This window comes from Gracilibacillus oryzae, assembly GCF_009498735.1.
GTDB classification, from domain to species: domain Bacteria; phylum Bacillota; class Bacilli; order Bacillales; family Amphibacillaceae; genus Gracilibacillus; species Gracilibacillus oryzae.
Genome location: NZ_ML762435.1, coordinates 1 through 25346, shown reverse-complemented (window position 1 = coordinate 25346; position 25346 = coordinate 1). Strand labels below are relative to the sequence as shown.

19 protein-coding genes are annotated in these 25346 nt (G+C 37.5%); 15 read left to right on the top strand and 4 right to left on the bottom strand.

Going from position 1 to position 25346, the window contains the following annotated elements; all coding sequences use genetic code 11:
* The 9 genes from ligA to F9U64_RS14410 all read left to right on the top strand — a co-directional run.
* A partial coding sequence (ligA, locus tag F9U64_RS14450) for an NAD-dependent DNA ligase LigA (protein WP_228275736.1) occupies window positions 1-1749 on the top strand: 1749 nt, incomplete at its 5' end.
* A 1-nt stretch (window position 1750) separates the two neighbouring features.
* Entirely contained in the window at window positions 1751-2902 is a 1152-nt protein-coding gene (locus F9U64_RS14445) for a CamS family sex pheromone protein (RefSeq protein ID WP_153405037.1), read from the top strand.
* 102 nt (window positions 2903-3004) lie between these two features.
* The gene (gene gatC, locus F9U64_RS14440) at window positions 3005-3295 is read left to right on the top strand and encodes an Asp-tRNA(Asn)/Glu-tRNA(Gln) amidotransferase subunit GatC (RefSeq protein WP_153405034.1); all 291 of its coding nucleotides are present in this window, start codon (window positions 3005-3007) and stop codon (window positions 3293-3295) included.
* A gap of 12 nt (window positions 3296-3307) precedes the next feature.
* Entirely contained in the window at window positions 3308-4777 is a 1470-nt protein-coding gene (gene gatA / locus F9U64_RS14435) for an Asp-tRNA(Asn)/Glu-tRNA(Gln) amidotransferase subunit GatA (protein WP_153405031.1), read from the top strand.
* A complete protein-coding gene (gene gatB / locus F9U64_RS14430; protein WP_153405028.1) occupies window positions 4777-6210 on the top strand; it encodes an Asp-tRNA(Asn)/Glu-tRNA(Gln) amidotransferase subunit GatB in 1434 nt (477 codons plus the stop codon). The genes gatA and gatB overlap by 1 nt, the downstream gene beginning before the upstream one ends.
* Window positions 6211-6479: 269 nt before the next feature.
* The gene (locus F9U64_RS14425; RefSeq protein WP_153405025.1) at window positions 6480-7394 is read left to right on the top strand and encodes a diacylglycerol kinase; all 915 of its coding nucleotides are present in this window, start codon (window positions 6480-6482) and stop codon (window positions 7392-7394) included.
* A 207-nt stretch (window positions 7395-7601) separates the two neighbouring features.
* Window positions 7602-8984, top strand: a complete 1383-nt coding sequence (gene rlmD, locus F9U64_RS14420) for a 23S rRNA (uracil(1939)-C(5))-methyltransferase RlmD (RefSeq protein WP_153405022.1) — start codon at window positions 7602-7604, stop codon at window positions 8982-8984.
* Window positions 8985-9620: 636 nt separating this feature from the next.
* Window positions 9621-11186, top strand: coding sequence for a glycine betaine uptake BCCT transporter (locus F9U64_RS14415; RefSeq protein WP_153405019.1), 1566 nt, complete (start codon window positions 9621-9623; stop codon window positions 11184-11186).
* 202 nt (window positions 11187-11388) lie between these two features.
* On the top strand, window positions 11389-12831 hold the full coding sequence (locus F9U64_RS14410) for a DEAD/DEAH box helicase (RefSeq protein ID WP_153405016.1): 1443 nt from the start codon (window positions 11389-11391) through the stop codon (window positions 12829-12831).
* A gap of 67 nt (window positions 12832-12898) precedes the next feature.
* Here F9U64_RS14410 and F9U64_RS14405 read toward each other — a convergent pair whose 3' ends face one another.
* Window positions 12899-13615: a PepSY domain-containing protein gene (locus tag F9U64_RS14405; RefSeq protein ID WP_153405013.1), complete on the bottom strand. Its 717-nt coding sequence runs from the start codon at window positions 13613-13615 to the stop codon at window positions 12899-12901.
* 447 nt (window positions 13616-14062) lie between these two features.
* Between F9U64_RS14405 and F9U64_RS14400 the strand changes: the two genes are divergently transcribed.
* The 5 genes from F9U64_RS14400 to melA all read left to right on the top strand — a co-directional run bounded on the left by F9U64_RS14400 (window position 14063) and on the right by melA (window position 20442).
* Window positions 14063-16045, top strand: coding sequence for a HAMP domain-containing methyl-accepting chemotaxis protein (locus F9U64_RS14400; protein ID WP_153405010.1), 1983 nt, complete (start codon window positions 14063-14065; stop codon window positions 16043-16045).
* Window positions 16046-16287: 242 nt separating this feature from the next.
* Window positions 16288-17133 carry an MBL fold metallo-hydrolase gene (locus F9U64_RS14395; RefSeq protein WP_153405007.1) on the top strand — a complete coding sequence of 282 codons (846 nt, stop codon included), beginning with the start codon at window positions 16288-16290 and terminating at the stop codon, window positions 17131-17133.
* Between the two features lie 107 nt (window positions 17134-17240).
* Window positions 17241-17816, top strand: coding sequence for a Uma2 family endonuclease (locus F9U64_RS14390; RefSeq protein ID WP_153405004.1), 576 nt, complete (start codon window positions 17241-17243; stop codon window positions 17814-17816).
* 204 nt (window positions 17817-18020) lie between these two features.
* Window positions 18021-18845, top strand: a complete 825-nt coding sequence (locus F9U64_RS14385) for an AraC family transcriptional regulator (protein WP_153405001.1) — start codon at window positions 18021-18023, stop codon at window positions 18843-18845.
* Window positions 18846-18954: 109 nt separating this feature from the next.
* Window positions 18955-20442 carry an alpha-glucosidase/alpha-galactosidase gene (gene melA / locus F9U64_RS14380; protein WP_153404999.1) on the top strand — a complete coding sequence of 496 codons (1488 nt, stop codon included), beginning with the start codon at window positions 18955-18957 and terminating at the stop codon, window positions 20440-20442.
* A gap of 191 nt (window positions 20443-20633) precedes the next feature.
* Here melA and F9U64_RS14375 read toward each other — a convergent pair whose 3' ends face one another.
* Window positions 20634-21149 (bottom strand): hypothetical protein, encoded by a 516-nt coding sequence (locus F9U64_RS14375; protein WP_153404996.1) that lies wholly within the window; start codon window positions 21147-21149, stop codon window positions 20634-20636.
* Window positions 21150-21381: 232 nt separating this feature from the next.
* Here F9U64_RS14375 and F9U64_RS14370 point away from each other — a divergent pair, with 232 nt between their 5' ends.
* Entirely contained in the window at window positions 21382-21576 is a 195-nt protein-coding gene (locus F9U64_RS14370) for a hypothetical protein (RefSeq protein ID WP_153404993.1), read from the top strand.
* 859 nt (window positions 21577-22435) lie between these two features.
* Here F9U64_RS14370 and F9U64_RS14365 read toward each other — a convergent pair.
* Both F9U64_RS14365 and F9U64_RS14360 read right to left on the bottom strand, forming a co-directional pair.
* Window positions 22436-23971: an AMP-binding protein gene (locus F9U64_RS14365; protein WP_228275735.1), complete on the bottom strand. Its 1536-nt coding sequence runs from the start codon at window positions 23969-23971 to the stop codon at window positions 22436-22438.
* On the bottom strand, window positions 23971-24804 hold the full coding sequence (locus tag F9U64_RS14360; protein ID WP_153404991.1) for an SDR family NAD(P)-dependent oxidoreductase: 834 nt from the start codon (window positions 24802-24804) through the stop codon (window positions 23971-23973). Before F9U64_RS14360 ends, F9U64_RS14365 begins: the two co-directional genes overlap by 1 nt.
* Window positions 24805-25346: the final 542 nt, after the last annotated feature.

Below are 25346 nucleotides of genomic sequence, written 5' to 3'. Positions count from 1 at the left end.
AATGAAGAGGACCTCCGTGAGTTTGACAGACGAGTACGAGAAGGTTCTGGTATGGATGAAGTAACCTACGTCTGTGAACTGAAAATAGACGGTTTAGCAGTATCCCTTCGTTATGAAAACGGCTATTTCATTCAGGGAGCAACACGTGGTGATGGAACAACAGGCGAGGATATTACCAGCAATTTAAAAACAATTGGCAGTATCCCGCTCAAAATTAAAGACAGCAGTGCAATGGAAGTTCGCGGGGAAGCTTACATGCCACAGCGATCGTTTCTTGCATTAAATGAAGCAAGAGAGAAAAGGGAAGAAGAGCCTTTTGCCAATCCGAGAAATGCAGCTGCAGGCTCTTTACGGCAATTAGATCCGAAAATTGCTGCAAAGAGAAATCTGAGTATCTTCCTTTATGCTGTCGGGGAATGGGAGACAGGAGACTTAACAACACATAGTGAACGTTTAGCTTACCTTGAGGAAATTGGTTTTAAAACAAACCCTGAATGGAGAAAATGTCAAGGGATTGAAGCTGTAATCGAATATGTGAACAATTGGGTTGAGCAGAGATCATCCTTAAGCTATGATATTGACGGTATTGTAATAAAAGTTGACAATCTGGAAGCACAGGAGCAACTAGGCTTTACCGCTAAAAGTCCGCGCTGGGCAATTGCATATAAATTCCCGGCAGAAGAAGCTGTAACCAAGCTACTTGATATCGAGCTGAGTGTTGGAAGAACAGGGGTTGTAACACCAACAGCAATTTTAGAACCAGTCAAAGTAGCAGGAACAACGGTTCAACGTGCCTCCCTTCATAATGAAGATTTGATTAAGGAAAAAGATATTCGAATCTCTGACACTGTTGTTATTAAAAAAGCCGGGGATATCATACCTGAAGTGGTGCGGGTTGTGGAAGATATGCGTGAACAAACAGCAGAGCCTTTTGCTATGCCGAAAGAATGCCCGTCATGCGGAAGCGAGCTTGTCCGGTTGGAAGAGGAAGTTGCCCTAAGGTGTATTAATCCCAATTGTCCTGCTCAATTAAAAGAAGGTCTGATCCACTTCGTATCAAGGCTTGCAATGAATATTGACGGTCTTGGTGAAAAAGTTGTGGAACAATTGTTCAGAGAAGGACTTATTCATACCATTGCAGACATCTATCGTCTGGAAAAGGATGAATTGCTGGAATTAGAGCGCATGGGGGAAAAGTCTGCAACGAATCTATTGTCCGCAATCGAGACCTCTAAGCAAAACTCTTTAGAACGGTTACTATTTGGATTAGGGATAAGATATGTAGGTTCGAAAGCAGCAAAAACGTTAGCAGCACATTTTGAAACATTGGATAACTTACAGCAGGCAAGCTTTGAAGACCTTATTGCCATTGATGAAATTGGTGATAAAATGGCAGATTCCATTGTTCAGTATTTTGAAGAAGATAAAGTAAAACAGCTTCTGAACGAACTTAGAGAATTAGGGTTAAACCTTGCTTATAATGGGCCAAAAGTTACCGAAGTTGCAGAAGATACAGCTTTTGCAGGAAAAACAATCGTTTTAACAGGAAAACTGTCTATCTTTTCAAGACAAGAAGCAAAACAAAAGATTGAAGCACTTGGCGGAAAAGTAACAGGGAGTGTAAGCAAAAATACGGATCTTCTCATTGCAGGAGAAGAAGCTGGATCAAAATTAGATAAAGCCAAAAAACTGGAAGTGGAGATATGGGATGAGCAGAAGTTGCAGGCAGTGTTAGAGGGGGAAGAGTAAGATGAAGAAAGTACGTTATGGACTGCTGGCAATGGTTGTGTTGTTATCAGCTTGTGCACCGCAGTTTGGACAGGCTCCTGAAGAAACAATTATTGACGAAAACCAGGATGACATGCAACAGGAAACGGCGATTATCCCAAAATATCAATTAGATGAGGAAAATTACCGCGTTCTGATTGATTCAAACCTCAGCCAGGCACGAGGGGTCATTACAAATCAAATAGCTAACAGAGTGGATATTGATGAGTTAGAAGAAGGTCTGCGCAGACATTCAAAAGAAGTGTATGATCCTGACAGTTACTTTTTTCAGGAAGGCCAATACCTAACAGAAGATATTCTGTACAGCTGGTTAGAGCGATATGATGAACAGTCGGATCCTTTAGGATTAAATCCTGAGATTAGTGATTCAGGTGATGCTGTAGAAAACGAGCAAGCAAATCCAAAATATTTGTCTCATATTCTCGAACAAAATTATTTGACGAAATCAGAAGATGATGTGATGCAGCTTTCAGGTCTCTCGATTGGCATTGCGATGAAATCTGTTTACCGGTTTCAGACAGAAATAGGCGGACCGTATTACTATGAAAACATTTCCCAAGAAGAAATGATGAGGGAAGCAAATGAATTGGCAGACGTAATTGTCCAGCGAATTCGTGAAACAGAAGGTCTGGAAAATGTTCCTATCATGATGGCCATTTACCGGGAAGCTTCTCAAAGCTCACTTGTGCCAGGAAGTTTTGTTGCGAAGACCAATATAGCAGGAGATAGTTCTTCGGTAGGCGACTGGAAAGAGGTCGATGAAGAACATGTATTATTCACTGCCTCAGCAGGAGAGAACACTTATCCGGAAACATGGGCGACCATTGTCGATTTCGAAGCAGACATTTCTTCCTATTTCCCCAATTATGTCAGTGTGATTGGTGAGGGATTCTTCCGAGAAGGACAACTGTATAATTTGACGATTGATATACCTGTTTCTTTTTACGGGAAAGCAGAATTAATTGGTTTTACCCAATATGTCTACGGCCTGGTGGTATCTGCATTTCCTAATGATTATAATTTGGAAATCAATATTACCTCAGGTGAGCAAGTGGAAGCACTGATTGTGAGAGAAGCAGGAGCTGATGAAGGATTCGTTCATATTTATCATTAAAGAAGATAAATCTATTTCAAAAAAATGATAAATAGTGATAAAATATACGTTATGGATTTTACTTACCGTTTAGGCAGTAAATAATTTTGGAGGTGACAAGTAATGGCAGATATCTCAAAAGAACAAGTAAAGCATGTCGCAAACCTTGCGCGTCTTGCAATAACTGATGAAGAAGTAGAAAGAATGACAAAGCAGCTTGCTGACATTATCAACTATGCAGAACTTTTAAATGAGTTGGATACAGATAATGTAAAACCAACAACACACGTTTTAGATCTGAAAAATGTGATGCGTAAAGATGAGCCAAGAGAATGGATTAGCAAAGAAGATGCGTTAAAGAATGCACCAGATCAAAAAGACGGGCAATTCCGTGTGCCGTCAATTCTTGAATAAGGAGGAACGACCGTGTCACTTTTCGATTATACATTGAAAGAGTTACAAGAAAAGCTACATAACAAAGAAATCACTGTCAGCGATCTTGTAGAAGCATCCTATAACCGTATTAACGAGGTAGATGATGAAATACAAGCATTTCTGACATTGAATGAAGAAGAAGCAAAGCAGCAAGCAAAACAATTAGATGAACAGCTGGGTTCTGATGCATCAATCTTATACGGTGTACCGATTGGGATTAAAGATAATATTGTTACAAAGGGCTTGCGTACAACTGCTGCAAGTCAAATTCTGGAGAACTTAAACGATCCTTTATATGATGCCACAGTTATCGAGAAATTAAAGGATGAAAAAACCGTAACAATTGGAAAATTAAACATGGATGAATTTGCAATGGGTTCAACAAATGAGAACTCAGGTTTCAAAAAAGTAAGAAATCCATGGAATACTGACTATGTGCCAGGCGGGTCCAGTGGTGGTTCCGCAGCTGCTGTTGCTGCAGGGGAAGTATTCTTCTCATTAGGTTCTGATACAGGCGGGTCCATCCGTCAGCCAGCATCTTTCTGCGGTGTTGTCGGATTGAAACCAACTTACGGTCTTGTATCACGTTTTGGATTAATAGCATTTGCATCATCACTTGATCAGATCGGTCCAATCACAAGAACTGTAGAAGATAATGCTCACTTACTTCAGGCAATTGTCGGACATGACAAGATGGATTCCACTTCTGCAAATGTGGAAATCCCACAATATGCGGATGCATTCAAGCAGGATGTAAAAGGATTGCGTATTGCAGTGCCTAAAGAATATTTAGCAGAAGGGGTAGACCCGGAAGTAAAAGAAGCGGTTCTAGCTGCATTAAAGCAATATGAAGAACTTGGGGCAACTTGGGAAGAGGTTTCTCTGCCACACTCTAAATATGCGGTAGCTGCATACTATTTACTCTCTTCATCTGAAGCTAGTGCGAACTTAGCACGTTTTGACGGAGTACGTTATGGTGTCCGTACAGAAAAACGTGTTGATATGCTTGATATGTTCAAGCAATCTCGTGCAGAAGGTTTTGGTGATGAAGTAAAACGCCGTATTATGCTTGGTACATTTGCGCTAAGCTCAGGTTACTATGACGCATATTACAAGAAAGCTCAAAAAGTTCGTACATTAATTAAAAATGATTTCGAGAAAATCTTTGAAGATTATGATGTCGTTATTGGACCAACTTCTCCAACCACTGCTTATAAAATTGGTGAAAAAATTGATGATCCATTAACAATGTATGTTGACGATATTCTAACAATACCAGTAAACCTTGCGGGTGTTCCGGGAATATCTGTACCATGTGGCTTCTCTAAAGAAGGACTGCCAATCGGACTGCAAATTATCGGGAAACACTTTGATGAGTCTACTGTTTACCGAGTTGCCTATGCATTTGAACAGGCAACAGATCATCATAAAAAACGTCCTACTCTAGGAGGTGACAAGTAATGTCAAACTTCGAAACAGTAATCGGTCTTGAGGTACACGTTGAGTTAAAGACAAATTCCAAAATCTTCAGTCCAGCTCCAAATGCCTTTGGATCTGAACCTAACTCTAATGTGAACCCAATTGACTTAGGTTATCCTGGTGTACTGCCAGTATTAAACGAAGAAGCAGTTAATTATGCAATGAAAGCAGCAATGGCAATAAACTGTGACATTGCAACAGATACAAAATTTGATCGTAAAAACTATTTCTACCCTGATAATCCAAAAGCATATCAAATTTCTCAGTTTGATCAGCCTATTGGCGAAAATGGCTATATTGATATTGAGGTAAATGGTGAGACAAAGCGAATCGGTATTACCCGTCTTCATTTAGAAGAAGATGCAGGTAAACTAACTCACAATGATGATGGGTATTCTTTAGTGGATTACAACCGTCAAGGTACACCGCTTGTTGAGATTGTATCAGAGCCGGACATCCGCACACCGGAAGAAGCATATGCTTATTTAGAAAAATTGAAAAATATCATCCAATACACCGGGGTATCTGACTGTAAGATGGAAGAAGGTTCCCTGCGTTGTGATGCGAATATCTCGATCCGTCCAATTGGCCAAAAAGAATTTGGTACAAAAACGGAATTAAAGAACTTAAACTCTTTCTCTTTTGTTCAAAAAGGGCTGGAATTTGAAGAAAAGCGTCAGCGAGAAGTATTGCTTAATGGCGGCGAGATCTTACAAGAAACACGTCGTTATGATGAGAAAACGAAAGAAACGATTTTAATGCGTGTGAAAGAAGGTTCTGATGACTATCGTTACTTCCCAGAGCCTGACCTAGTTCCATTGTATATTGATGATGCATGGAAAGAGAGAATCAGAAAAGAGATTCCTGAACTTCCGGATGCACGTCTTGCGCGCTATGTAAAAGACTTAGATCTTCCAGCATATGATGCAGGCGTCCTGACAAGTACAATAGAAATGTCTGATTTCTTTGAAGCAGCAATTGCGGCTGGAGCCGACCCGAAACAGGCGTCTAACTGGTTAATGGGTGAAGTTTCTGCATATATGAACAAACAGCAAGTGGAAATCACTGATTTGAAAATGACACCAGAAGGTTTGGCGAAAATGATCAAGCTGATCGAAGATGGAACGATCTCTTCGAAGATGGCGAAAAAAGTTTTTGCAGAGCTTGTTGAAAATGGTGGAGATCCGGAAAAAATCGTAAAAGAAAAAGGCTTAGTCCAAATTTCTGATGAAGGCCAGCTTCGTGATATTATCAGCGGTATTCTTGATGCCAATGAACAATCAATTATTGATTATAAGAACGGGAAAGATAAAGCACTTGGTTTCTTAGTTGGTCAAACGATGAAAGCAACAAAAGGACAAGCAAACCCACCAATGGTTAACAAGATTATTTTAGAAGAAATCGATAAACGATAAAAAGGAAGGCTGCGCAATTACTGTGCAGCTCTTCTTTTTTGCAAGTTAAGAAAGTATAAACGGAGATGTCTAGCTCCAAGCGCCTGCCCCTCGAGGTCTTAAGCGATACTGCTATGTGGCAAAGATCGCCACGTCGCAGTTTCGCTTAAGCTTGTCGGGGCAGAACGGGCGCTTTGCGCTTTTCTTACAAAATCCATGAGCTTTTATTTGCAAAATCCTCCAAAAGGATTATGATGTAAGTTAGAATGTTAAACAAGAGGAGAATGAAGATGAGACGAGCTCGTATCATTTATAATCCAACTTCTGGACGGGAAGCCTTCAAAAAAGAACTAGCTGATGTATTAAGGCGCTTTGAAGAAGCTGGTTATGAAACTTCTGCTCATGCTACCACTTGTGAAGGTGATGCAATAAATGCAGCAAGAATAGCAGTGGAAAGAAAATTCGATATTGTTGTTGCCGCTGGTGGTGATGGTACAATTAATGAAGTAATTCATGGAATCGCAGAACAGGAATTCCGTCCAAAACTTGGTATTATTCCAGGTGGTACAACCAATGACTTTGCCAGAGCTTTAGGTATCCCGCGTGAAATTAATAAAGCAGTGAGTATCATTTTGGAAAATAATGTGCGTCCATTGGATATTGGAAAAGTAAACGAGCATTATTTTATGAATATTGCAGGTGGTGGGAAATTAACAGAACTCACCTATGAAGTTCCAAGCAAATTAAAAACAATGATCGGGCAACTTGCATATTACTTAAAAGGGATCGAAATGTTACCATCTTTAAAACCGACGAAAGTCAGTATTGAATATGATGGGAAACTTTTCGAAGACGAAATTATGCTGTTCTTAGTGTCGAATACCAATTCTGTTGGAGGCTTTGAGAAATTGGCACCAGCTGCAAAAATGGATGATGGTTTGTTTGACTTAGTTATTTTGAAGAAAACAAATCTCGCAGAATTTATCCGTATTGCGACACTGGCGACAAGAGGTGCACACCTTGATGATAAAAATATTTTTTACACAAAAGCAAATCGAATCAAAGTCTATACAGAAGATAAGATGCAGTTAAATCTTGATGGAGAGTACGGAGGGTTGTTGCCAGGAGAATTTGTCAATCTGTATAAACATATTGAATTCTTTGTATCTCAACAATTTTGTGAGCGTCAGGATGCGTTAGAATAAAAGGACCTGTCTAATCCCCAGTCTGAGTATTCAGTATGGGGATTTATTATGGGAAAATATTGTTCAATATTTCCCAGGAAATGATGAATTTAGACATGTTATTTCCTAATTATTCTTCATTATGATAAAATTTGGACAGCATATGATAATAAAAACTGTCGATTAATATAGATAAAGAAGATACAAACAAAGAAGGACGTTGATATTATGGCAAAATCAGCACCACCAGTGAAAAAGAATGAGATAATTGAGCTTCATTTTGAAGATATTACCCATGAAGGGGCAGGAGTAGGTAAAGTGAATGGATTTCCTCTTTTTGTACCTTACGCTCTGCCTGGTGAAAAAGCAAAGGTAAAAGTAATTAATGTAAAGAAGAATTTTGGGTTCGGGAAGTTAATAGAGACATTACACGTAAGCGAAGAACGTGTGGTTCCCCCGTGTAATGTTTACTATAAATGCGGCGGATGTCAGCTGCAGCATATGAGCTACAAAATGCAATTAGAGATGAAACAAAATCAAGTGAAAAATGCCTTGAAGAAAATTGGCCATATTGAAGGAATACCAATTCATGAAACCATTGGGATGGAAGATCCTTGGAGGTACCGAAACAAAGTTCAGATACCTGTTGGAGCTAAAGATGGCAATCTAATTACAGGCTTTTATCGTAAACGTAGTCATGACATCATTGAGGATATGGAAAGATGCATTATCACAGATGAAGTAAACGACCGGATGGTTGATGCTGTCAGAGAGACGGCAGACCGTCTCGGAATTTCTGCATATAATGAAGAAAATCATCAAGGTGTGCTGCGACATATAATGGTTCGAAGCGGAAAAGTGACAAATGAAACAATGATAGTAATTGTGACAAGAAAAGAAAAAGTCCCGGAATTGAAGCAGCTTATCAAAGAAATTACTAATACGTATCCTGAAGTCAAGTCGATCGTGCAAAATATTAATGCAGAGAAAACGAATGTTATTTTAGGCAAGAAGACGAAATTATTATGGGGCACTGAGTATATATATGATGAAATCGGTGAAGTGCGTTTTGCCATATCTGCCAAGTCTTTTTATCAAGTGAACCCTCTCCAAACCAAAAAGCTGTATGATAAAGCGATGGAGTATGCTGCTTTAACTGGAAATGAAACAGTGATTGATGCCTACTGTGGAATTGGTACAATCTCTTTGTTCTTAGCCAAAAAAGCAAAAAAAGTTTATGGAGTAGAAGTAGTACCTGAGGCTATCTCTGATGCAAAAGCAAATGCGAAATTAAATGGAATTGAGAATGCAGAGTTTTTTGTAGGACAGGCGGAAAAAGTGATGCCATGGTGGAAAGCGCAAGGATTAAATCCAGATGTGATTGTTGTGGATCCACCTAGAAAGGGTTGTGACGAGCAATTTCTGCAAGCGATGATTGAAATGAAACCCGACAGGATTGTATACGTCTCCTGTAATCCTTCCACATTAGCACGGGATTTACGCTTTTTAGAAGACGGCGGGTATGATACGAAGGAAGTACAGCCTGTTGATATGTTTCCACAGACGACACATTGTGAAGCAGTTGTTCGAATAGAGCGCCGAGTGCAATGAAAAATCTTTTATAAATATACTTTTGATAAGGATGCAGCAATCAAGTGGTTGTTGCATTCTTTTTTTATTACAGTGCTATTCGTCTGTCATACCCCAAATGATCAATGGCTCACTTTTTAAATAAATAGTAAGATTATTTTCCTTTAAAAATGCTAATAGTATGATTAAGGCATTAGATTCATGTTTAGAATGACGAAATAAAGGTAATGTAACAAAAGAACTAAGAATTTCAGCATCAGAGCTCTTTGAAATAATAAATAGAAAAAGCACCATTTCAATAAAAAAATTGGCGAAATGTGGGATTACTTAATTGCCTTATCCACTTTTGGAATGTAATCATGCGAAATTTTTGAAAACTTATGTTAAAATAAATGAGTTGGCTTTTACCTTGGGCCGAGATCTTACATAATATTTCTAATTTAAATGGAATTAGGAGCACTCTTCTTTCCTGCAAAGCGAATGATAACCACAGGGGAAACCCACATCTTTAAACCCCGCTTTTTCGTCACATAATAATTATTTCACTCTTTTTTTGTAAGTTAAATGGAAAACTCTTAACTTAAAGGGAGATTACCAGGGAAAGCTAGAGTAATGGGTATTAGCAAAAAAAGATTCTTACGGAGAAAGGAACATTCGATGAGAAGAATATCAAATGTTTTTTGGATTGTGGTTGCGATTATTGTCGTAGCTTTAATAGTAAGTGTTACCGCACCAAATAGCTTTGAGGAAGTAACAGGTAATATGAAAGCATTTCTTACATCCACGTTTGGATGGTATTATTTGATTTTAGTTACAGTTATCGTAATTTTTTGCATTTTCCTTATTTTTAGTCCAATTGGAGCAATAAAATTAGGAAAACCTGATGAAAAACCAGAATATTCAAAAACCTCATGGTTTGCTATGCTATTTAGTGCAGGTATGGGTATAGGACTTGTTTTCTGGGGAGCAGCTGAACCACTTTCACACTTTTTAAATCCACCGCTTGCTGAGGGTGGGACAAACGAGGCGCATAAAGAGGCAATGAGATATACCTTTTTTCACTGGGGAATACATGCCTGGGCAATTTATGCCATTGTAGCACTAGCGTTAGCCTATTTTCAGTTTCGTAAAGGCGAATCCGGTCTGATTTCATCTACTTTGAAACCTATTTTAGGGAAAAGAATGGATGGACCACTTGGAACATTAATTGATGTACTAGCTGTATTTGCTACTGTCATTGGTGTTGCAACAACGTTAGGATTCGGTGCAGCTCAAATTAATGGGGGTTTTTCCTATTTATTTGGGATTCCAAATAACTTTCTTTCACAATTTATCATCATTGCAATCGTTACAGTCTTATTCTTGATTTCTGCATGGTCTGGATTAGGAAAAGGAATCAAGATATTAAGTAATACAAATATGATTTTAGCGGTTGCATTATTAATTTTAATGTTCGTAGCTGGACCTACGATCTTGATTTTAAACATGTTTACTGATTCACTGGGCGGTTATATTCAGAACATCGTAAGAATGAGTTTCCGAATTGCTCCACTTAATGGTGAGCATCGTACCTGGATTAATGACTGGACCATTTTCTATTGGGCATGGTGGTTATCATGGTCCCCATTCGTCGGTATCTTTATTGCCCGTGTATCCAGAGGTAGAACCATTCGGGAATTTTTAATTGGGGTATTATTACTGCCTTCACTTGTTAGTTTCTTCTGGTTTGCCGTTTTCGGTACTTCTTCAATTGATGTTCAGAACGCCGGTAATATTGATTTAACACAATTTGCAACAGAGGAAGTATTGTTTGCTGTATTTAGTGAATTTCCATTTTCGACGGTTCTGTCTATAGTGGCTATTACACTTGTTTGTACATTTTTTATTACGAGTGCCGACTCTGCAACATTTGTACTTGGTATGCAAACAACATATGGATCACTAAATCCGCCAAATTCAGTTAAATTTACTTGGGGGATTGCTCAATCTTCTGTTGCATTGATTCTTTTATACAGTGGTGGCTTACAAGCACTTGAAAATGCGCTCATTGGAGCAGCCTTACCATTTTCGATGATTGTTATATTAATGATGCTGTCACTGTACAAATCCTTAACAAAAGAGAAAAAGGAACTTGGTTTATACCTCAAACCAAAGCCGCGTAAAAAAAATGAGGTCAAAAATAAAGAAGATGCAAAGAGAACAAAAGGCAGTGAGCCACAATAATTTGGTTAAAAGCTAATAAGAAGCATTTTTGTTCGATCTCGGTCAAGGAGAAAGTGTTTTTGTAAAGGGTTCTATGTCAGAGCCCTTTTCTTTTTTGTAATGGTTCTGAAAAGCGTCGTGAAACCAGCACGTAATTTAGAGTGTATTTGATCAATTGTCTGGGTAAATATATAAGTAAATCTAATATAAATGAGGGTAAACAATGAAAGAAGAGAACTTTGAAAGTTATCAACTTAGTAATGAAGTGAAAAAAGCATTAACTGTTTTAAAATACAATCAACCTACAAAAGTACAGCGTGAAGTTATTCCGCGAGTACTGGAAAATCAGGATCTTATCGTAAAATCTCAAACAGGAAGCGGAAAGACGGCTGCTTTTGCGATTCCTGTCTGTGAGAAGATTGTATGGGAAGAAAATAAGCCACAAGCATTAGTGCTTACACCTACAAGAGAACTCGCAGTCCAGGTGCGCGAAGATATCATCAATATTGGCAGATTTAAACGGATAAATTCAGTTGCTGTATATGGCAGAGCACCTTTTGCTATCCAAAAGGATGAACTAAAACAAAAGACACATGTCGTCGTTGGTACACCTGGAAGATTAATCGACCATATTGAGCAAGAGACTTTGGATTTAAGCGAAGTAAAGTATCTTATTATAGATGAAGCGGATGAAATGCTGAGAATGGGATTTATTGATGAGGTTGAATCAATCATCAAAAAAGTCCCCAGTCAAAGAGTAACAATGTTGTATTCCGCCACATTACCGAAAGAAATTGAAAAGCTTTGTCATAAATATATGCAAAATCCTGTAAATGTAGAAATCAATACAGATGTAACCACACCGACTATTCAGCACAGTGTTATTAAAGTAAGAAGAGATGAGAAAATGGCATTGTTGAAAGATGTCACAGTTGTTGAAAATCCAGATAGTTGTATTATTTTTTGTAATACACAGGAACAAGTAAATGATGTATGGACAGAATTAAGCGAATCGAATTATTCTTGTGAACAAATTCATGGTGGTTTGGAACAGGAAAAACGCTTTTCCGTAATGGAAGGTTTTAAATCAGGAGAATTTCGCTATCTTATTGCAACAGATGTAGCTGCGAGAGGAATCGATGTGGATAATGTTTCCCTTGTCATTAACTTTGATGTCCCCTCAGAGAAAGAAAGTTATGTTCACCGTATTGGAAGAACAGGCCGCGCTGGTAATAAAGGAAAAGCTATTACATTTGCAGCTAATTATGAGGAAAAATATTTAAAAATAATTGAAAAATATATCGGCTTTGAACTGCGGAACAGAGAAGCACCTTCTGAAGAAGAAGTAAATACAGCGAGAAAAGCATTTGAAGCGAAAATGTCAGAAAAACGCATTGTAAAAAATAACAAAACAGCACGGATCAATCAGGATATTATGAAGTTACATTTCAATGGCGGGAAAAAGAAAAAGATTCGGGCAGTGGACCTTGTTGGCACCATTTCCAACATTCCCGATGTGACAGCAGAAGATATTGGGATTATAACAATTAAAGATAACTGGTCTTATGTTGATATTCTAAATGGCAAAGGTTCACTTGTATTAGAAGCAATGGAACATACCACAGTAAAAGGGAAGAAAATGAAGGTGACGAAAGCGATGAAATAAAAGGTATAATAAAAAAGCGGCATTTCTCTAAGAGAGAATGCCGCTTTTTTTCTATCTATTCATTGATTTATTCATCTAGATCATCTTTGGACACAGAGTTTACTGCTCCTGTATATGCATTAATCTCTATGTCTATTTCATTTGTTGCTGTATGAATCTCAATTTCATAAACCATCTGGCCATCATCTTCATCTAATTCCAATTCTGTTATTGTTCCGTTATATTGTGCTAATGCAATGGATTTTGCTTTTTCAGACGAAATGGTAGTTTTCGTTGTGTTGGCTGCTTGATTCTGCTTTTTATCATCATTGTTACCTTGAGTATCAGCAGCATTACTTGTTGCATTAGCAGTTTGTGTCTGATTTGTTTTCTCAGTTACAGCTGACTCGTTTGCTGAATTATCTGCTTTGGTTTCATTTGCTGCCTTATCATCATGATTATCATCAGCTGTACTATTGTTAGTTTTAGACTGTGACAAATCAGGATCACTATTTGTTGTCAGAATATCTTCTTCTAAACTCAGAATTTTGCCAGTTTCAGCATCAAGCTCAAGATCATAGTACGATTCAGTTCCTCTTATTTCTACATCATATACTTTACGGTTATCATCTTCTTCTAATCTGAGTTTCACAATTTCACCTGAAAATTGACTCTGGACTTTGTCTTTCGCTTCTTGCTCAGAAAGAAAAGCACTGGCAGAACTTGGTGTCAGCTGGAAGATTGCGATTGCCACTCCGACTATGAAAAGGCTAGTTAATGTAATCAGTAATTTTTTATTTTTCATGGAAAGCACCCCTATTTGTTTGATACTTATATTGTAGTCAATAATAATGAGTACCCTATGAGAGAAAAATGAGAATTCAATGAGAAAATTAAATGTATTTTCTTCTTTTAGCAAAAAAGTACAGCTACTTTATCACAGCGCTAACCGTCTGGAATCCCCTATACGAAAAGTTTCGCTAATAATCAGTGGGGGGATGTAAAAACCTCCACGAGAAATCTCACTTTAAAAGCCTTTCACCAAATCTGATAAAAAAATGTTAAAGCAAGCCTTTTCACCAGAATAATCCTGTTGACTAGAAAAGAATAGATGGATAAACTATATATTCTAAAAGAACAAAATCATGGTCATACAGGTTTTTTTACAAAATGGATGGACTACCCTCAACTTTTAGGGTAGTCTTCATTTTTTCATATAGATAGATATAGAAACAACAGGGGGAAACATAGTATGAGAAAGTTAAAAGCAGCAATAGGATTAAAAAATGGGAAGTTAAGAACAAAGCTGTTTGTATCATTTTTGTTTATCTTATTAGTACCAAGTATTGTAATTGGAACGATTTCGTTTCAAAAAGCGCAAGATGTTTTAGGGAATTATATTATTGATACAGCCTCAGAGAATATCAGTCGAGTAAATAAAGGGATTAATGATACATTTCAACCTAAAATGAAAGATCTTGCATACATAGCGGAGTCTGTAAACAGTGAAATGATTCAGCAAGATGAACAGATTGCAAGAACATTACATCAATATAAGGAACTGCGATCAGAAGTATCACTTATTTATATAGGAACCGAAACAGGAGATTTACTGCTGGAACCAGCACAAGATTTGCCTGATGACTTCGACCCTAGAGAACAGTCGTGGTATACAGAAGCAATGGCAAATCAGGGAGAGGCAATCATTACAGACCCCTACTTAGATACTGCAACAAATGAAATGGTCATCACAATTGCCCGGACAGTTCAAGATGGGTCAGGTGTTATCGGAATGGATTTCAACCTTTCCAAAATAGCAAGCATTACCAAAGAGATTAAAGTTGGCAGTGAAGGCTATGTCTTTATGCTTGATGCAAGTAATCAATATTTAGTTCACCCGACAGAGGAATCAGGCGTAAAACCAACAGGTAATTGGACAGATACTGTTTTTAACAAGGATAATGGGAAACTCTCCTATTTATTTGAGGGTGAAGATAAAGAAATGATCTTTGAAACAAATGAATTAACTGGATGGAAGATTGCGGGGACAATGTATACTAAGGAACTGGAAGTAGCTGCTAGAGATATTATGATAACAACAATCCTTGTAATTGCAGCGGCTTTATTGATTGGCCTTTTAATCATATTCATTATTATTCGGTCTATCACGAAGCCATTACAATCTCTAACCGCTAGTGTGAAGAAAATAAGTGGCGGGGATTTGACGGAAAAATTAACAGTTGAATCAGAAGATGAAATAGGGCAATTGGTATCTGGGGTGAAAGACATGCAAGATAGCTTAAGACAAATCATTCAGAAGGTATCATCAGCATCTGAAAACTTAACAGGCCAAAGTGAAGAATTGACTCAGTCTGCAAATGAGGTAAAAACAGGGACACAGCAAATTGCAACAACAATGCAGGAATTAGCATCAGGTTCTGAAACACAGGCGAACAATGCAAGTGATTTATCTAATGCGATGGAAACCTTCGCAACCCAAATGAATGAAGCCAATCAAAATGGGGAAGACATTTTTCAATCCTCCAATGATATGCTTGTCATTGCAGAAGAAGGCAGTCAACTAATGGAAAGTTCTGTCCAACAGATGGCTTCCATTGATCAAATAGTAAAATCAGCTGTTGATAAAGTACAGAAGTTAGACAACCAATCTCAGGAAATTACAAAACTAGTCTCTGTCATCAAAGATATTTCAGAACAAACGAATCTCCTGGCCTTGAATGCTGCCATTGAAGCTGCTCGCGCTGGCGAACATGGCAAAGGCTTTGCAGTTGTAGCAGATGAAGTTCGTAAGCTTGCCGAACAGGTTGGAGAGTCTGTTGCTGATATTACAACAATTGTAATAAATATCCAGGCAGAAACAAGTGATGTAGTGACATCACTTGAAGGCGGTTATCATGAAGTAGAAAAAGGAACGAATCAAGTGGAAACTACGAAACAAGCATTTATAAATATTAATCAGTCAGTAGAAAAAATGGCTGTGAATATTAAAGCAGTTAATGATCGTCTTACTGATATGTCATCTAACAGTCAAAAAATGAATGTTGCAATCGAGGAAATTGCTTCTGTGTCAGAAGAATCAGCAGCTGGTGTGGAACAAACTGCTGCTTCAGCTCAACAAGCAAGCAGTTCAATGGAGGAAGTAGCCAATAGTTCTGACAGGCTTTCGAAACTGGCAGAAGAGTTAAATGGATTAATCCGTCAATTTAAATTATAAATAGGAAATATATTAGGGCAGTCGTTGAAAGTGAGCGGCTGCCTTTTTTTTTTACTCTCTGCTTATCGATAAACGAACCAATTGTTGATAAGATATCTATTTGCAGGTAGGATGCTTAACGCAGTGATAAATGTTTAAATCGGATGAAATGTGAAAAACTAAAGTAAGACTTTGAAGAGTGAAGGGAATACAGACTTTTAGCGTTAAAAAAATAAACCATGAACAAAAGGAGAGGGTTACTTATGGATAAAGAAATGAATTATGGTGATGATTACAAAACAATCCCGGCAACATCCATTAACAGTGGTTCTGGGATCAGTGTTTTGCCAGATTTGTACAGCTATACGAATCAAATCGTAAATCTGCACTTTGTCGGCAATCCTGAAACGGGTGATTTTGTCTTAGTTGATGCAGGAATGCCCAATTCGGCCGAGGAAATCATTTCCGTTGCAGAGGAACGTTTTGGCAAGGGTTGCCGTCCAAAAGCTATTATTCTGACACATGGACATTTTGATCATGTTGGGGCAATTATTGAACTGATCAATCATTGGAATGTACCTGTTTACGCACATGAACTGGAAATGCCTTTTTTAACAGGAAAAGAGAGTTATCCTGAACCAGACCCGACAGTTGAAGGTGGAATGGTTGCTAAAATGTCAAAAATGTTTCCAAATGAACCTGTCGATTTAGCAGATAGTGTAGAAAGTCTTCCTGCAGATGGAAGTGTTCCGCATATGCCCGGATTTGAATGGATTCATACACCAGGCCACTCACCTGGACATATTTCTTTATTTAGAGGGGAAGATAAAGCCCTAATTGCAGGAGATGCAATCGTTACGGTAAGGTCAGACAAACTTTATAATGTATTAACCCAAAAGCAAGAATTAAATGGACCACCAAGATATTTAACAACAGACTGGACTGCTGCAAAAGAATCTGTCAGCAAACTGGCAGTACTGAAGCCTCTGGTTGCTGTTACCGGACATGGATTGCCGATGACTGGCGAATCTTTAGCAGAGGACTTGGAAGAATTAGTACGTAATTTTGATGCCGTTGCTGTTCCTGATCATGGGAAATATACGGACTAACTGATGGGGGATAGGACTATTTATCTAAAAAGTAAGCATATTGGAGAGAACTGCTTGCCGTGATATAATAATAGAAAAAATGTGCTTGAGTTTGGAGGCGAAATCAAGTGTCATTACCAGAAAAAGACCGAAAGTATACGTATGCTGATTACTTATCATGGCCAGAGGATGAGAGAATTGAAATAATTGATGGTGTACCTCATCTGCAGGCAGCACCGTCCAGAATTCATCAGGAAATCTTATCAGAATTGCATCGTCAAATTGCTAACTTCTTAATAGGAAAAGAATGTAAAGTATATCCTGCCCCGTTTCATGTGGTGTTAGATATACAAACTTCACAGCAGGCCGCGGATCGTCAAAATGTTGTGGAACCGGATATTACCATTGTTTGTGATACAACTAAACTGGATGATTATGGATGTAAAGGAAGTCCGGATATCGTTATGGAAATCACCTCGCCTTCCACTGCAAGGAAAGATAAAATTGATAAATTTAACAGATATGAACAAGCAGGCGTAAAAGAATATTGGATAATTGAACCAGCTGAAAAAGTCCTTAGTGTCTATAAACTTCAGTCTAATCAAAGATTTGGTAGACCAGATTTATATTCTGTTGAAGATATGGTACCAATTTCTATTCTTGGCGGGTTGGTCATTGACTTAAAAATGGTGTTTCCAGAATAAGATAAAGAAAGAATGTTTACAGAAGAAGGTACAGCGAGTGAGTAAATCGCTTGTTATACCTTCTTTTTTTATACTTCAGAAAAGTATATAATTCTAATAAAGTAGAATTTGATAAAAGATATGGAAACTAGCACTTTTACTAAAGGACGGGCGAATGTAAATGTAAGATGCTAAACCAGCCTTTAAACGAATAAGAGGTGAAATATGAAACAGTCTTTTCTTGAGGTAGTAGCCTATTACTATAAGTTATGGCACGAATTTGAGATGGAATTGCATTACCACTCAGCAATGGAAATTATGTATGTGATAAAAGGAAAATGCCAAATTGAAATTGAAGATCGTATGATTGATCTGCGGAAGGGACAATATATCTGGATTCAAAGCAATGTAAAACATCGGCTGATTGTTCATAGAGAAAATCCATGCCGTATGCTGAACATTGAATTTTTAAAAAAGGATAAGGGGCAGCATTTTACTTCTTTAGATGTATTATTTGAACATTCCTTAACATTAAGAAGTCTCTTTCATGAGCATAATCGTTATTTTCTATTAAAGGATGATGAATCTGTCTACAATACTCTCCGCCATTTAGTGTTGGAACTAGACAGACAAACAGACAGTAATCAGCTGTTAATAGATAATTTACTGGTGCAATTATTATTATGGACAGACCGGAATCGCATGGAGTTTGATCAGCAATCAGACAGTTTCTATATAAAGAAAGTACTGACACACATTCATGAAAATTATGATACAGCTTTAAGAGTAGAGGATCTGGCAAGCATGAGCCATTTGCATCCAAGTTATTTACACCGATTGTTCAAAGCCTCGTTAAATATGACGATAAATCAATACATAACCAAAGTGCGACTGGATAAAGCCAAGATGCTGTTAATACACACGGAAATACCTGTAACAGAAATTTCAAATTATGTTGGTGTCAATACTAGTCAGTATTTCAGCAGCTTATTTAAAAAAGATGCAGGTTTATCTCCTTCAGCATATCGGGAACATTTCCGTCAAATATAATGTTAGGATTTTATACACTTTTTTAGCAACTGACGATAAAAATTAAATCGCTTTCAAATTTGTTATGATAAGCTTTTTTTATCACAGGGCTAAAAAGGAGGAAATAATGGTGACATTTAAGATAGCTTTTATTGGTGCAGGCAGCATTGGCTTTACGAGAGGTTTATTAAGAGATATTCTTTCGGTCCCGGAATTTCAGAAGATCGACGTTGCTTTTACAGACATTAATGAAAAAAATTTGGAGATGGTAACACAATTATGTCAGCGGGATATTGATGAGAATGGACTTTCTGTCAACATAAAAGCAACCACCGATAGGAGAGAAGCATTAAAAGGTGCCAAGTATATTTTCAATGTAGTGCGAATCGGTGGTTTAGAAGCTTTTAAATCTGATGTGGAAATTCCCTTAAAATATGGTGTGGATCAGTGTGTTGGTGATACATTAAGTGCTGGCGGTATTATGTACGGTCAACGGGGAATTGCAGAAATGTTAGATATTTGTAAAGATATTAGGGAAACAGCAGATCCCGATGTATTGTTGTTAAACTACGCCAATCCGATGGCAATGTTAACATGGGCATGCAATAAATATGGCGGTGTGAACACAATCGGCTTATGTCATGGTGTCCAAAACGGTCATAAACAAATTGCCGAAGCGTTAGACAAGAAGAAAGAAGAAGTTGATATCATTTGTGCAGGCATCAATCATCAGACATGGTACATTCAAGTAAAAACAGATGGTGAGGATCGTACGGGAGAATTATTGGAAGCATTTGAGAATCATGAAGAATATAGAGACACAGAAAAAGTCCGAATCGATATGTTGCGACGTTTTGGATATTTCAGTACAGAGTCAAATGGCCACTTGAGTGAATATGTGCCATGGTACCGTAAGCGGCCGGAAGAAATACAGGAATGGATCGATATGGGTACATGGATTAACGGAGAAACCGGCGGCTACCTGAGAGTTTGTACAGAAGGCCGGAATTGGTTTGAAACAGATTTTCCTAATTGGTTAAAAGAACCTGCGTTTGAATATAAAGAGGAGAACAGAGGAGAAGAGCACGGCTCCTACATTCTTGAAGGCTTAGAAACAGGGCGTGTATACAGAGGGCACTTTAACCGTGTAAACAATGGTATTATTACCAATCTTCCGGACGATGCCATCATAGAAGCACCTGGTTATGTTGATCAAAATGGAATTAATATGCCGTATGTTGGGGAGCTGCCATTAGGTCCGGCGGCCGTGTGCAATGTCAGTATTTCTGTTCAGAGACTTGCAGTAGAAGCAGCTGTAAATGGTGATGATTACTTATTACGTCAGGCAATGATGATGGACCCATTAGTAGGAGCAGTATGTAATCCGAAAGAAATCTGGCAGATGGTTGATGAAATGTTAGTTGCTCAGCAACAATGGCTGCCACAATACCAGACTGCTATTGAGAAAGCGGAGAGAAGATTAAAAGAAGAGGAATTAATTCCAACGAAAGATTACGAAGGAGCAGCAAGGGTAAAGGTGAAATCTGTTGAAGAAATGGCACAGGATTGGGAAGCTGCCAAGAAAAATGCAGGAGAAGCGGATAAAGGGAATTTTTAATTTAAAATTTCCCTTACAGTGATCCAAGCCATGAGTGAAGACATCTCAAGAGAGGTGTCTTTTTTCTGTTCATAATTTATGGTTTCATTTTATGAAATCGGAAAAAGAGAAGCAATGATCTGATTTCCGCTTGAGTAGAGCAATTGCTACTCCTGTTTATTCTTGTAACAGCTTTATCCCTGCCGAATATATTACCTGAGCAAATATTGAAAGTGAAGAAGTGTTTTCATTTGTGCTTCAGGAGTTGCCATTGGTGTAAAATTCCATCCCATTTTACTTATATAATCGGCATATAGTGCTTTTATATGATTTTGCTGTAGTGCCATTTCAATATGTGCTTTTCTTACATGTTTATCCTGCATCATCATAGCAGATTGATAATTGGTTAAAGACATATTTTTTGCTGTATTATGTGCCTCTAATGCAATCCACTTATTATTGTCTTCAGTTCCTGTTCCTTGGAAAAAAGGCTCTGCGCTAAAAGAACTTAAAGGGGGGACTTCCCCATGATAGTGATAACTTGGATTAATAAAAGCCATCATAACCCACACATGGCTCTGCATGATCTTTTCTTGCAGTTGAAGGATACTGCGTAATTCTGCACTTGCTGCTAAGTTTTGATAGTATGCTAACTTCGTAATTACTCCATCATGTGCTAATAAATGCTCTGTCATCAAGCCGAGATCAACTGCTGGTAATGAACTCATACCGACACCTCTTTCAGTAGGCAGATTTGCTACAATATATGATCAATAAGAAGTTTTGTTCACAAATCATCCATCTGAAAAGAACTTTTTATATAGAATCATTTTTCCTCTCCATAACCCTATAAGTTTGAAAATGAGGAAATGAGGGTATAAGAAATGTCGAACATAAAATAAAATTAATAAGTAGCTTAATAGTGAAAATACATCTAAATTATAGAGAGGATTATCATAAATGAGTTGTAAGCAGTCAGTTTTTATTCGTATGTTATCAAAAAGCAAACAAAAAGAAATTGAATATCATCTGAGAAAATTTGGATTAAGCGAAGAAAATATTGAATTAGCGATGGCGTCTAAACTTAATGAATTAAAGGGAATACTTAAGAGGCATAATCCAGCAGCAACTTGTTATTATATCAGTGAAAATTGACAATCTTTGAATCCATCTCAGTCACCTGAATAACACTTGCACAAAACTTGTAATATTTCTCTTCAAATTTTCCTATTGGTGATGGAGATTGGGAGAATGACGGTATATTATTGTTTTGTATCAACAAACCACCTTTTGGGAGCATGGGATTTGGTCGTAATATTCTTTTAATCGACAAATCCCTGCTCTCTAGAAGTAGATTTGTTGAAAATCCTCTTTTAATCGACAAATCACTTACTCTGTAGCAGTACATTTGTTGATTATCTTCATTTAATCGACAAATCACCACCTCTGAAGCGGTACATTTGTTGATAATCTTCATTTAATCGACAAATCACCACCTCTGAAGCGGTAGATTTGTTGATTATCCTTGTTTAATCGACAAATCACCACTTCTGCAGCAGTACATTTGTTGATTATCTTCATTTAATCGACAAATCACCACCTCTGAAGCGGTACATTTGTTGATAATCTTCATTTAATCGACAAATCACCACCTCTGAAGCGGTAGATTTGTTGATTATCCTTGTTTAATCGACAAATCACCACTTCTGCAGCAGTACATTTGTTGATTATCTTCATTTAATCGACAAATCACCACCTCTGAAGCGGTACATTTGTTGGTTATCTTCATTTAATCGACAAATCATCAACTCTGAAGCAGTACATTTGTTGATAATCTTTGCTTTATCAACAAATCTTTTATCCTTGACTTTACATTTATTGAATCTTCAAACGAATAAAAAAAAGAAGGAGTTGCACCTACTTGAGAAATTCCTTCTTATAAATTGGATCATCTTTTTTTAATCGTTGTCTATTTCGTTTAAGTATTATCAAAGAAATATAGCGAATGAAAATTTTAATTAAGCTTTTTCCTGTCAAGCTTACCCAAATTAGTGTAAGGTATTCTATCAACAAACTTTACTTCTCCAGGCAATTGGTATCTGGCCACTCTTGGGCGTAACCACTCTAGCAACGCTTCTTCGGAAAGGCGTGCATCTTTCTTTAAAAGAACGAAGGCTTTCAATCGTTGCCCGAATTTTTGATCATCCATTCCTATTATCACAACATCTTCAACAAAGGGATGCTGAATTAGCACTTGCTCCACTTCAATTGGATAAACATTCTCACCACCTGAAACGATCATATCATCCGTACGTCCACAGAAAAAATAAAGCCCATTCTTATCACAATAGCCGAGATCACCTGTCATTATCCAGGTATGATGTCGATTTATCATGGACCATGCAGTGTTTACACAAAATTGGCCTATATTCCCAATCGCAACATCTTCCATCTTATCATCTAAAATTCTTACTTGAAGTCCATCAATTTTCTTGCCTAATGTCTTCGGAGCGGTTTTTAAATCCTCTGGCACAGCAATAAAGTTAAATCCGGTTTCTGAGGTGCCGTATAAATTGTACAGAATATCTCCCAGTTGTTCTCTAGTCTGTTCAACGAGCTTTACTGGCAATTTTGCTCCGCCTGATGCGATACAAACGAGTGATTTTAACTTTTCGGGGTTCGTTTGCAACATTTTCTGCAGCATTAAAGGAACGACTGTAACCATCTCAATTTGATGCTCGTAAATAAGGTTGCAGGCTTTGGTTGATTCGAACCGCCTGCTGATCACTAGCTTTTTACCTAATGATAAGTAGAGAAGCATAACAGCGATTCCATAACCATGATAAAGAGGTGTAGCTACATAGGCATTTTGATATTGTAACACCTTCAGCCGTTGAATATAGGCAAGAAAAGGATGCAAATAGTGAAACAGCGATGGTTTATGTGCCACATTTTTGGCAACACCTGTAGTACCACTTGTTTGCAGAATCAGTTTACCGGCCGAGCATCTTTTTAATGGGTGGCTCTCATCAATGGCTGTATGTATAAGATTATTTATGGCTGGCAACTGATCATGATTGGTGAATATCTTCCCATTTTTAAAGTTGTCTTCTTCAATTAAATCATTGAACTCCCTATCATAAATAATAAAATCAAAGCAATGACGCTGATGGATATTCTGAAATTGGCTTTTACTCATTTCTGCATTCAGCAGATAGACATCTGCTCCTAACCTTGAAACAGCAAATATTGCCTTTACAAGCGCTGCACTGTTTTTGCCTAAAACTGCTACCTTTTGTCCTGTTTGAAGCTGATAATTTTCCCTTAACCTATAAGCAATCTTTCTTGTTTGTTGAAAAAGCTGGTGATAGGTGATTGTTTCATCGTCGTCCACTATGGCAATACAGTTACCAACTCTCCTTTGAGTCCAATCCAGAAGCAGCATTGGATTAATCCCATTTTGTTGTATTGCAATGATCAATCGGTATAAATTCATAGGAGAAAGCAGCTTGATTTTAAAAAGAGCATATAAGAGAGTGAAAATCTTCATTATTTCTTTTCCCCTTTTTTTGAAAAGTCGGCAAAATTTCTGCTGAAAATGGAAGCTATTTGACCAAATACAATCCACCAAGGCTGATATTTTTTCTTTCTTTTGTAGATGGATTTGCAGATAATTTTAGCCGCATGCTCTGTTGACATTGCAGGCATATTCTTATATGCAGCAGTTGGCTGAATCATTGCTGTTCTTACTAATGGTAAATAGATGCTTGTTGTTGCTATTCCTTTAGAGATTAATTCAGGAGAAACTGCCCTAAGCCAGACATCAAAAGCAGATTTGGAAGACTGATATGCTGCGAAATAGGGAACAGGAGCTAATAATGCATTAATCGTTGATATATTAATAATTTGGCCTTGTCTTTCTCTAAGAAGGGGGATAATAGATAACAAGATTCGGACTGGTGCAAAGTAATTGATTGCCATTGTCCGTGAAAAATCATGAGGACGATCAAGAGATTCAAAGATGGATCTTCTGATTGAGTGTCCGGCATTGTTTATAACAATGTCGATACCGCCAGGGAGCTTATGAAGAAAGGCTAGAAACGTATCAATTTCAGATACATTCCGAAGATCAGCTTGAAAAACACTTACTTTGGCAGCTTTTGCGGCAACTTCTTCTTTTATCTGTGAAAGTCTGTCACCTCTTCTGGCAACTAGAATTAAATGACAATCACATTCTGCTAAGAGATAGGCTACTTGCTCACCTATCCCTGAACTTGCACCAGTAATCAGGACAGACTTGCCCGTAAAGTGTTTGTTAACTTTCTTTTTGTTTATAAAAGCAGGTAAAAATAAACATGATTCTATTAAACTGTAATTTTGCATAGATTCACCTAATTTCTTAGAAAGTACAATGTACTAATTTAAGAATTGTATAACATCAATGAATAGAAAGTAAGGTTTCTGGTTTTATTTTATTGTACCATGATGGTGGGGAAAGTCGAATTAATCATAGTTGCAGGGATATGCGATCTAAGGCCAGGTTAGAATCGAAATTTAAAGTGCAAATAATTTTCAGCAAACAGGACAGATTTGAGTTACTCCTGTAGCTGCATAGTAGACCATTACTGTGCAACAAATTATTTCTAATAATGTGGGAAATAATAACAATTATTTTTTATCTTCTGGTATGATTTAAGTATGAAGATATGTGGTATTGTGAATTTGTTCACTTAAACTGACGAGGCAGGTTAGTTGAAGAATATAAAAAAGAACACAAATGAATGTTATCATTTGTGTTCTTTGTAATTAACCTAAACGGTCACCTTTTTTTACTTTCTGCTGAGGTTCTGTGACTGCTAAACTAAAGTAGACAGTTTTCGCTAGATAAGAAGAAACACTTATTTACCCAAATATACCAGTAAAAT

Excerpts from the sequence above, each read along its gene's own strand:
- gatB (WP_153405028.1), top strand. The coding sequence starts at position 4,777 with ATGTCAAACTTCGAAACAGTAATCGGTCTTGAGGTACACGTTGAGTTA.
- F9U64_RS14375 (WP_153404996.1), bottom strand. The coding sequence starts at position 21,149 with ATGAGTTCATTACCAGCAGTTGATCTCGGCTTGATGACAGAGCATTTA.
- F9U64_RS14395 (WP_153405007.1), top strand. The coding sequence starts at position 16,288 with ATGGATAAAGAAATGAATTATGGTGATGATTACAAAACAATCCCGGCA.
- F9U64_RS14410 (WP_153405016.1), top strand. The coding sequence starts at position 11,389 with ATGAAAGAAGAGAACTTTGAAAGTTATCAACTTAGTAATGAAGTGAAA.
- F9U64_RS14445 (WP_153405037.1), top strand. The coding sequence starts at position 1,751 with ATGAAGAAAGTACGTTATGGACTGCTGGCAATGGTTGTGTTGTTATCA.
- F9U64_RS14370 (WP_153404993.1), top strand. The coding sequence starts at position 21,382 with ATGAGTTGTAAGCAGTCAGTTTTTATTCGTATGTTATCAAAAAGCAAA.
- F9U64_RS14415 (WP_153405019.1), top strand. The coding sequence starts at position 9,621 with ATGAGAAGAATATCAAATGTTTTTTGGATTGTGGTTGCGATTATTGTC.
- F9U64_RS14400 (WP_153405010.1), top strand. The coding sequence starts at position 14,063 with ATGAGAAAGTTAAAAGCAGCAATAGGATTAAAAAATGGGAAGTTAAGA.
- gatC (WP_153405034.1), top strand. The coding sequence starts at position 3,005 with ATGGCAGATATCTCAAAAGAACAAGTAAAGCATGTCGCAAACCTTGCG.
- F9U64_RS14425 (WP_153405025.1), top strand. The coding sequence starts at position 6,480 with ATGAGACGAGCTCGTATCATTTATAATCCAACTTCTGGACGGGAAGCC.
- F9U64_RS14360 (WP_153404991.1), bottom strand. The coding sequence starts at position 24,804 with ATGCAAAATTACAGTTTAATAGAATCATGTTTATTTTTACCTGCTTTT.
- F9U64_RS14385 (WP_153405001.1), top strand. The coding sequence starts at position 18,021 with ATGAAACAGTCTTTTCTTGAGGTAGTAGCCTATTACTATAAGTTATGG.
- F9U64_RS14405 (WP_153405013.1), bottom strand. The coding sequence starts at position 13,615 with ATGAAAAATAAAAAATTACTGATTACATTAACTAGCCTTTTCATAGTC.
- rlmD (WP_153405022.1), top strand. The coding sequence starts at position 7,602 with ATGGCAAAATCAGCACCACCAGTGAAAAAGAATGAGATAATTGAGCTT.
- F9U64_RS14365 (WP_228275735.1), bottom strand. The coding sequence starts at position 23,971 with ATGAAGATTTTCACTCTCTTATATGCTCTTTTTAAAATCAAGCTGCTT.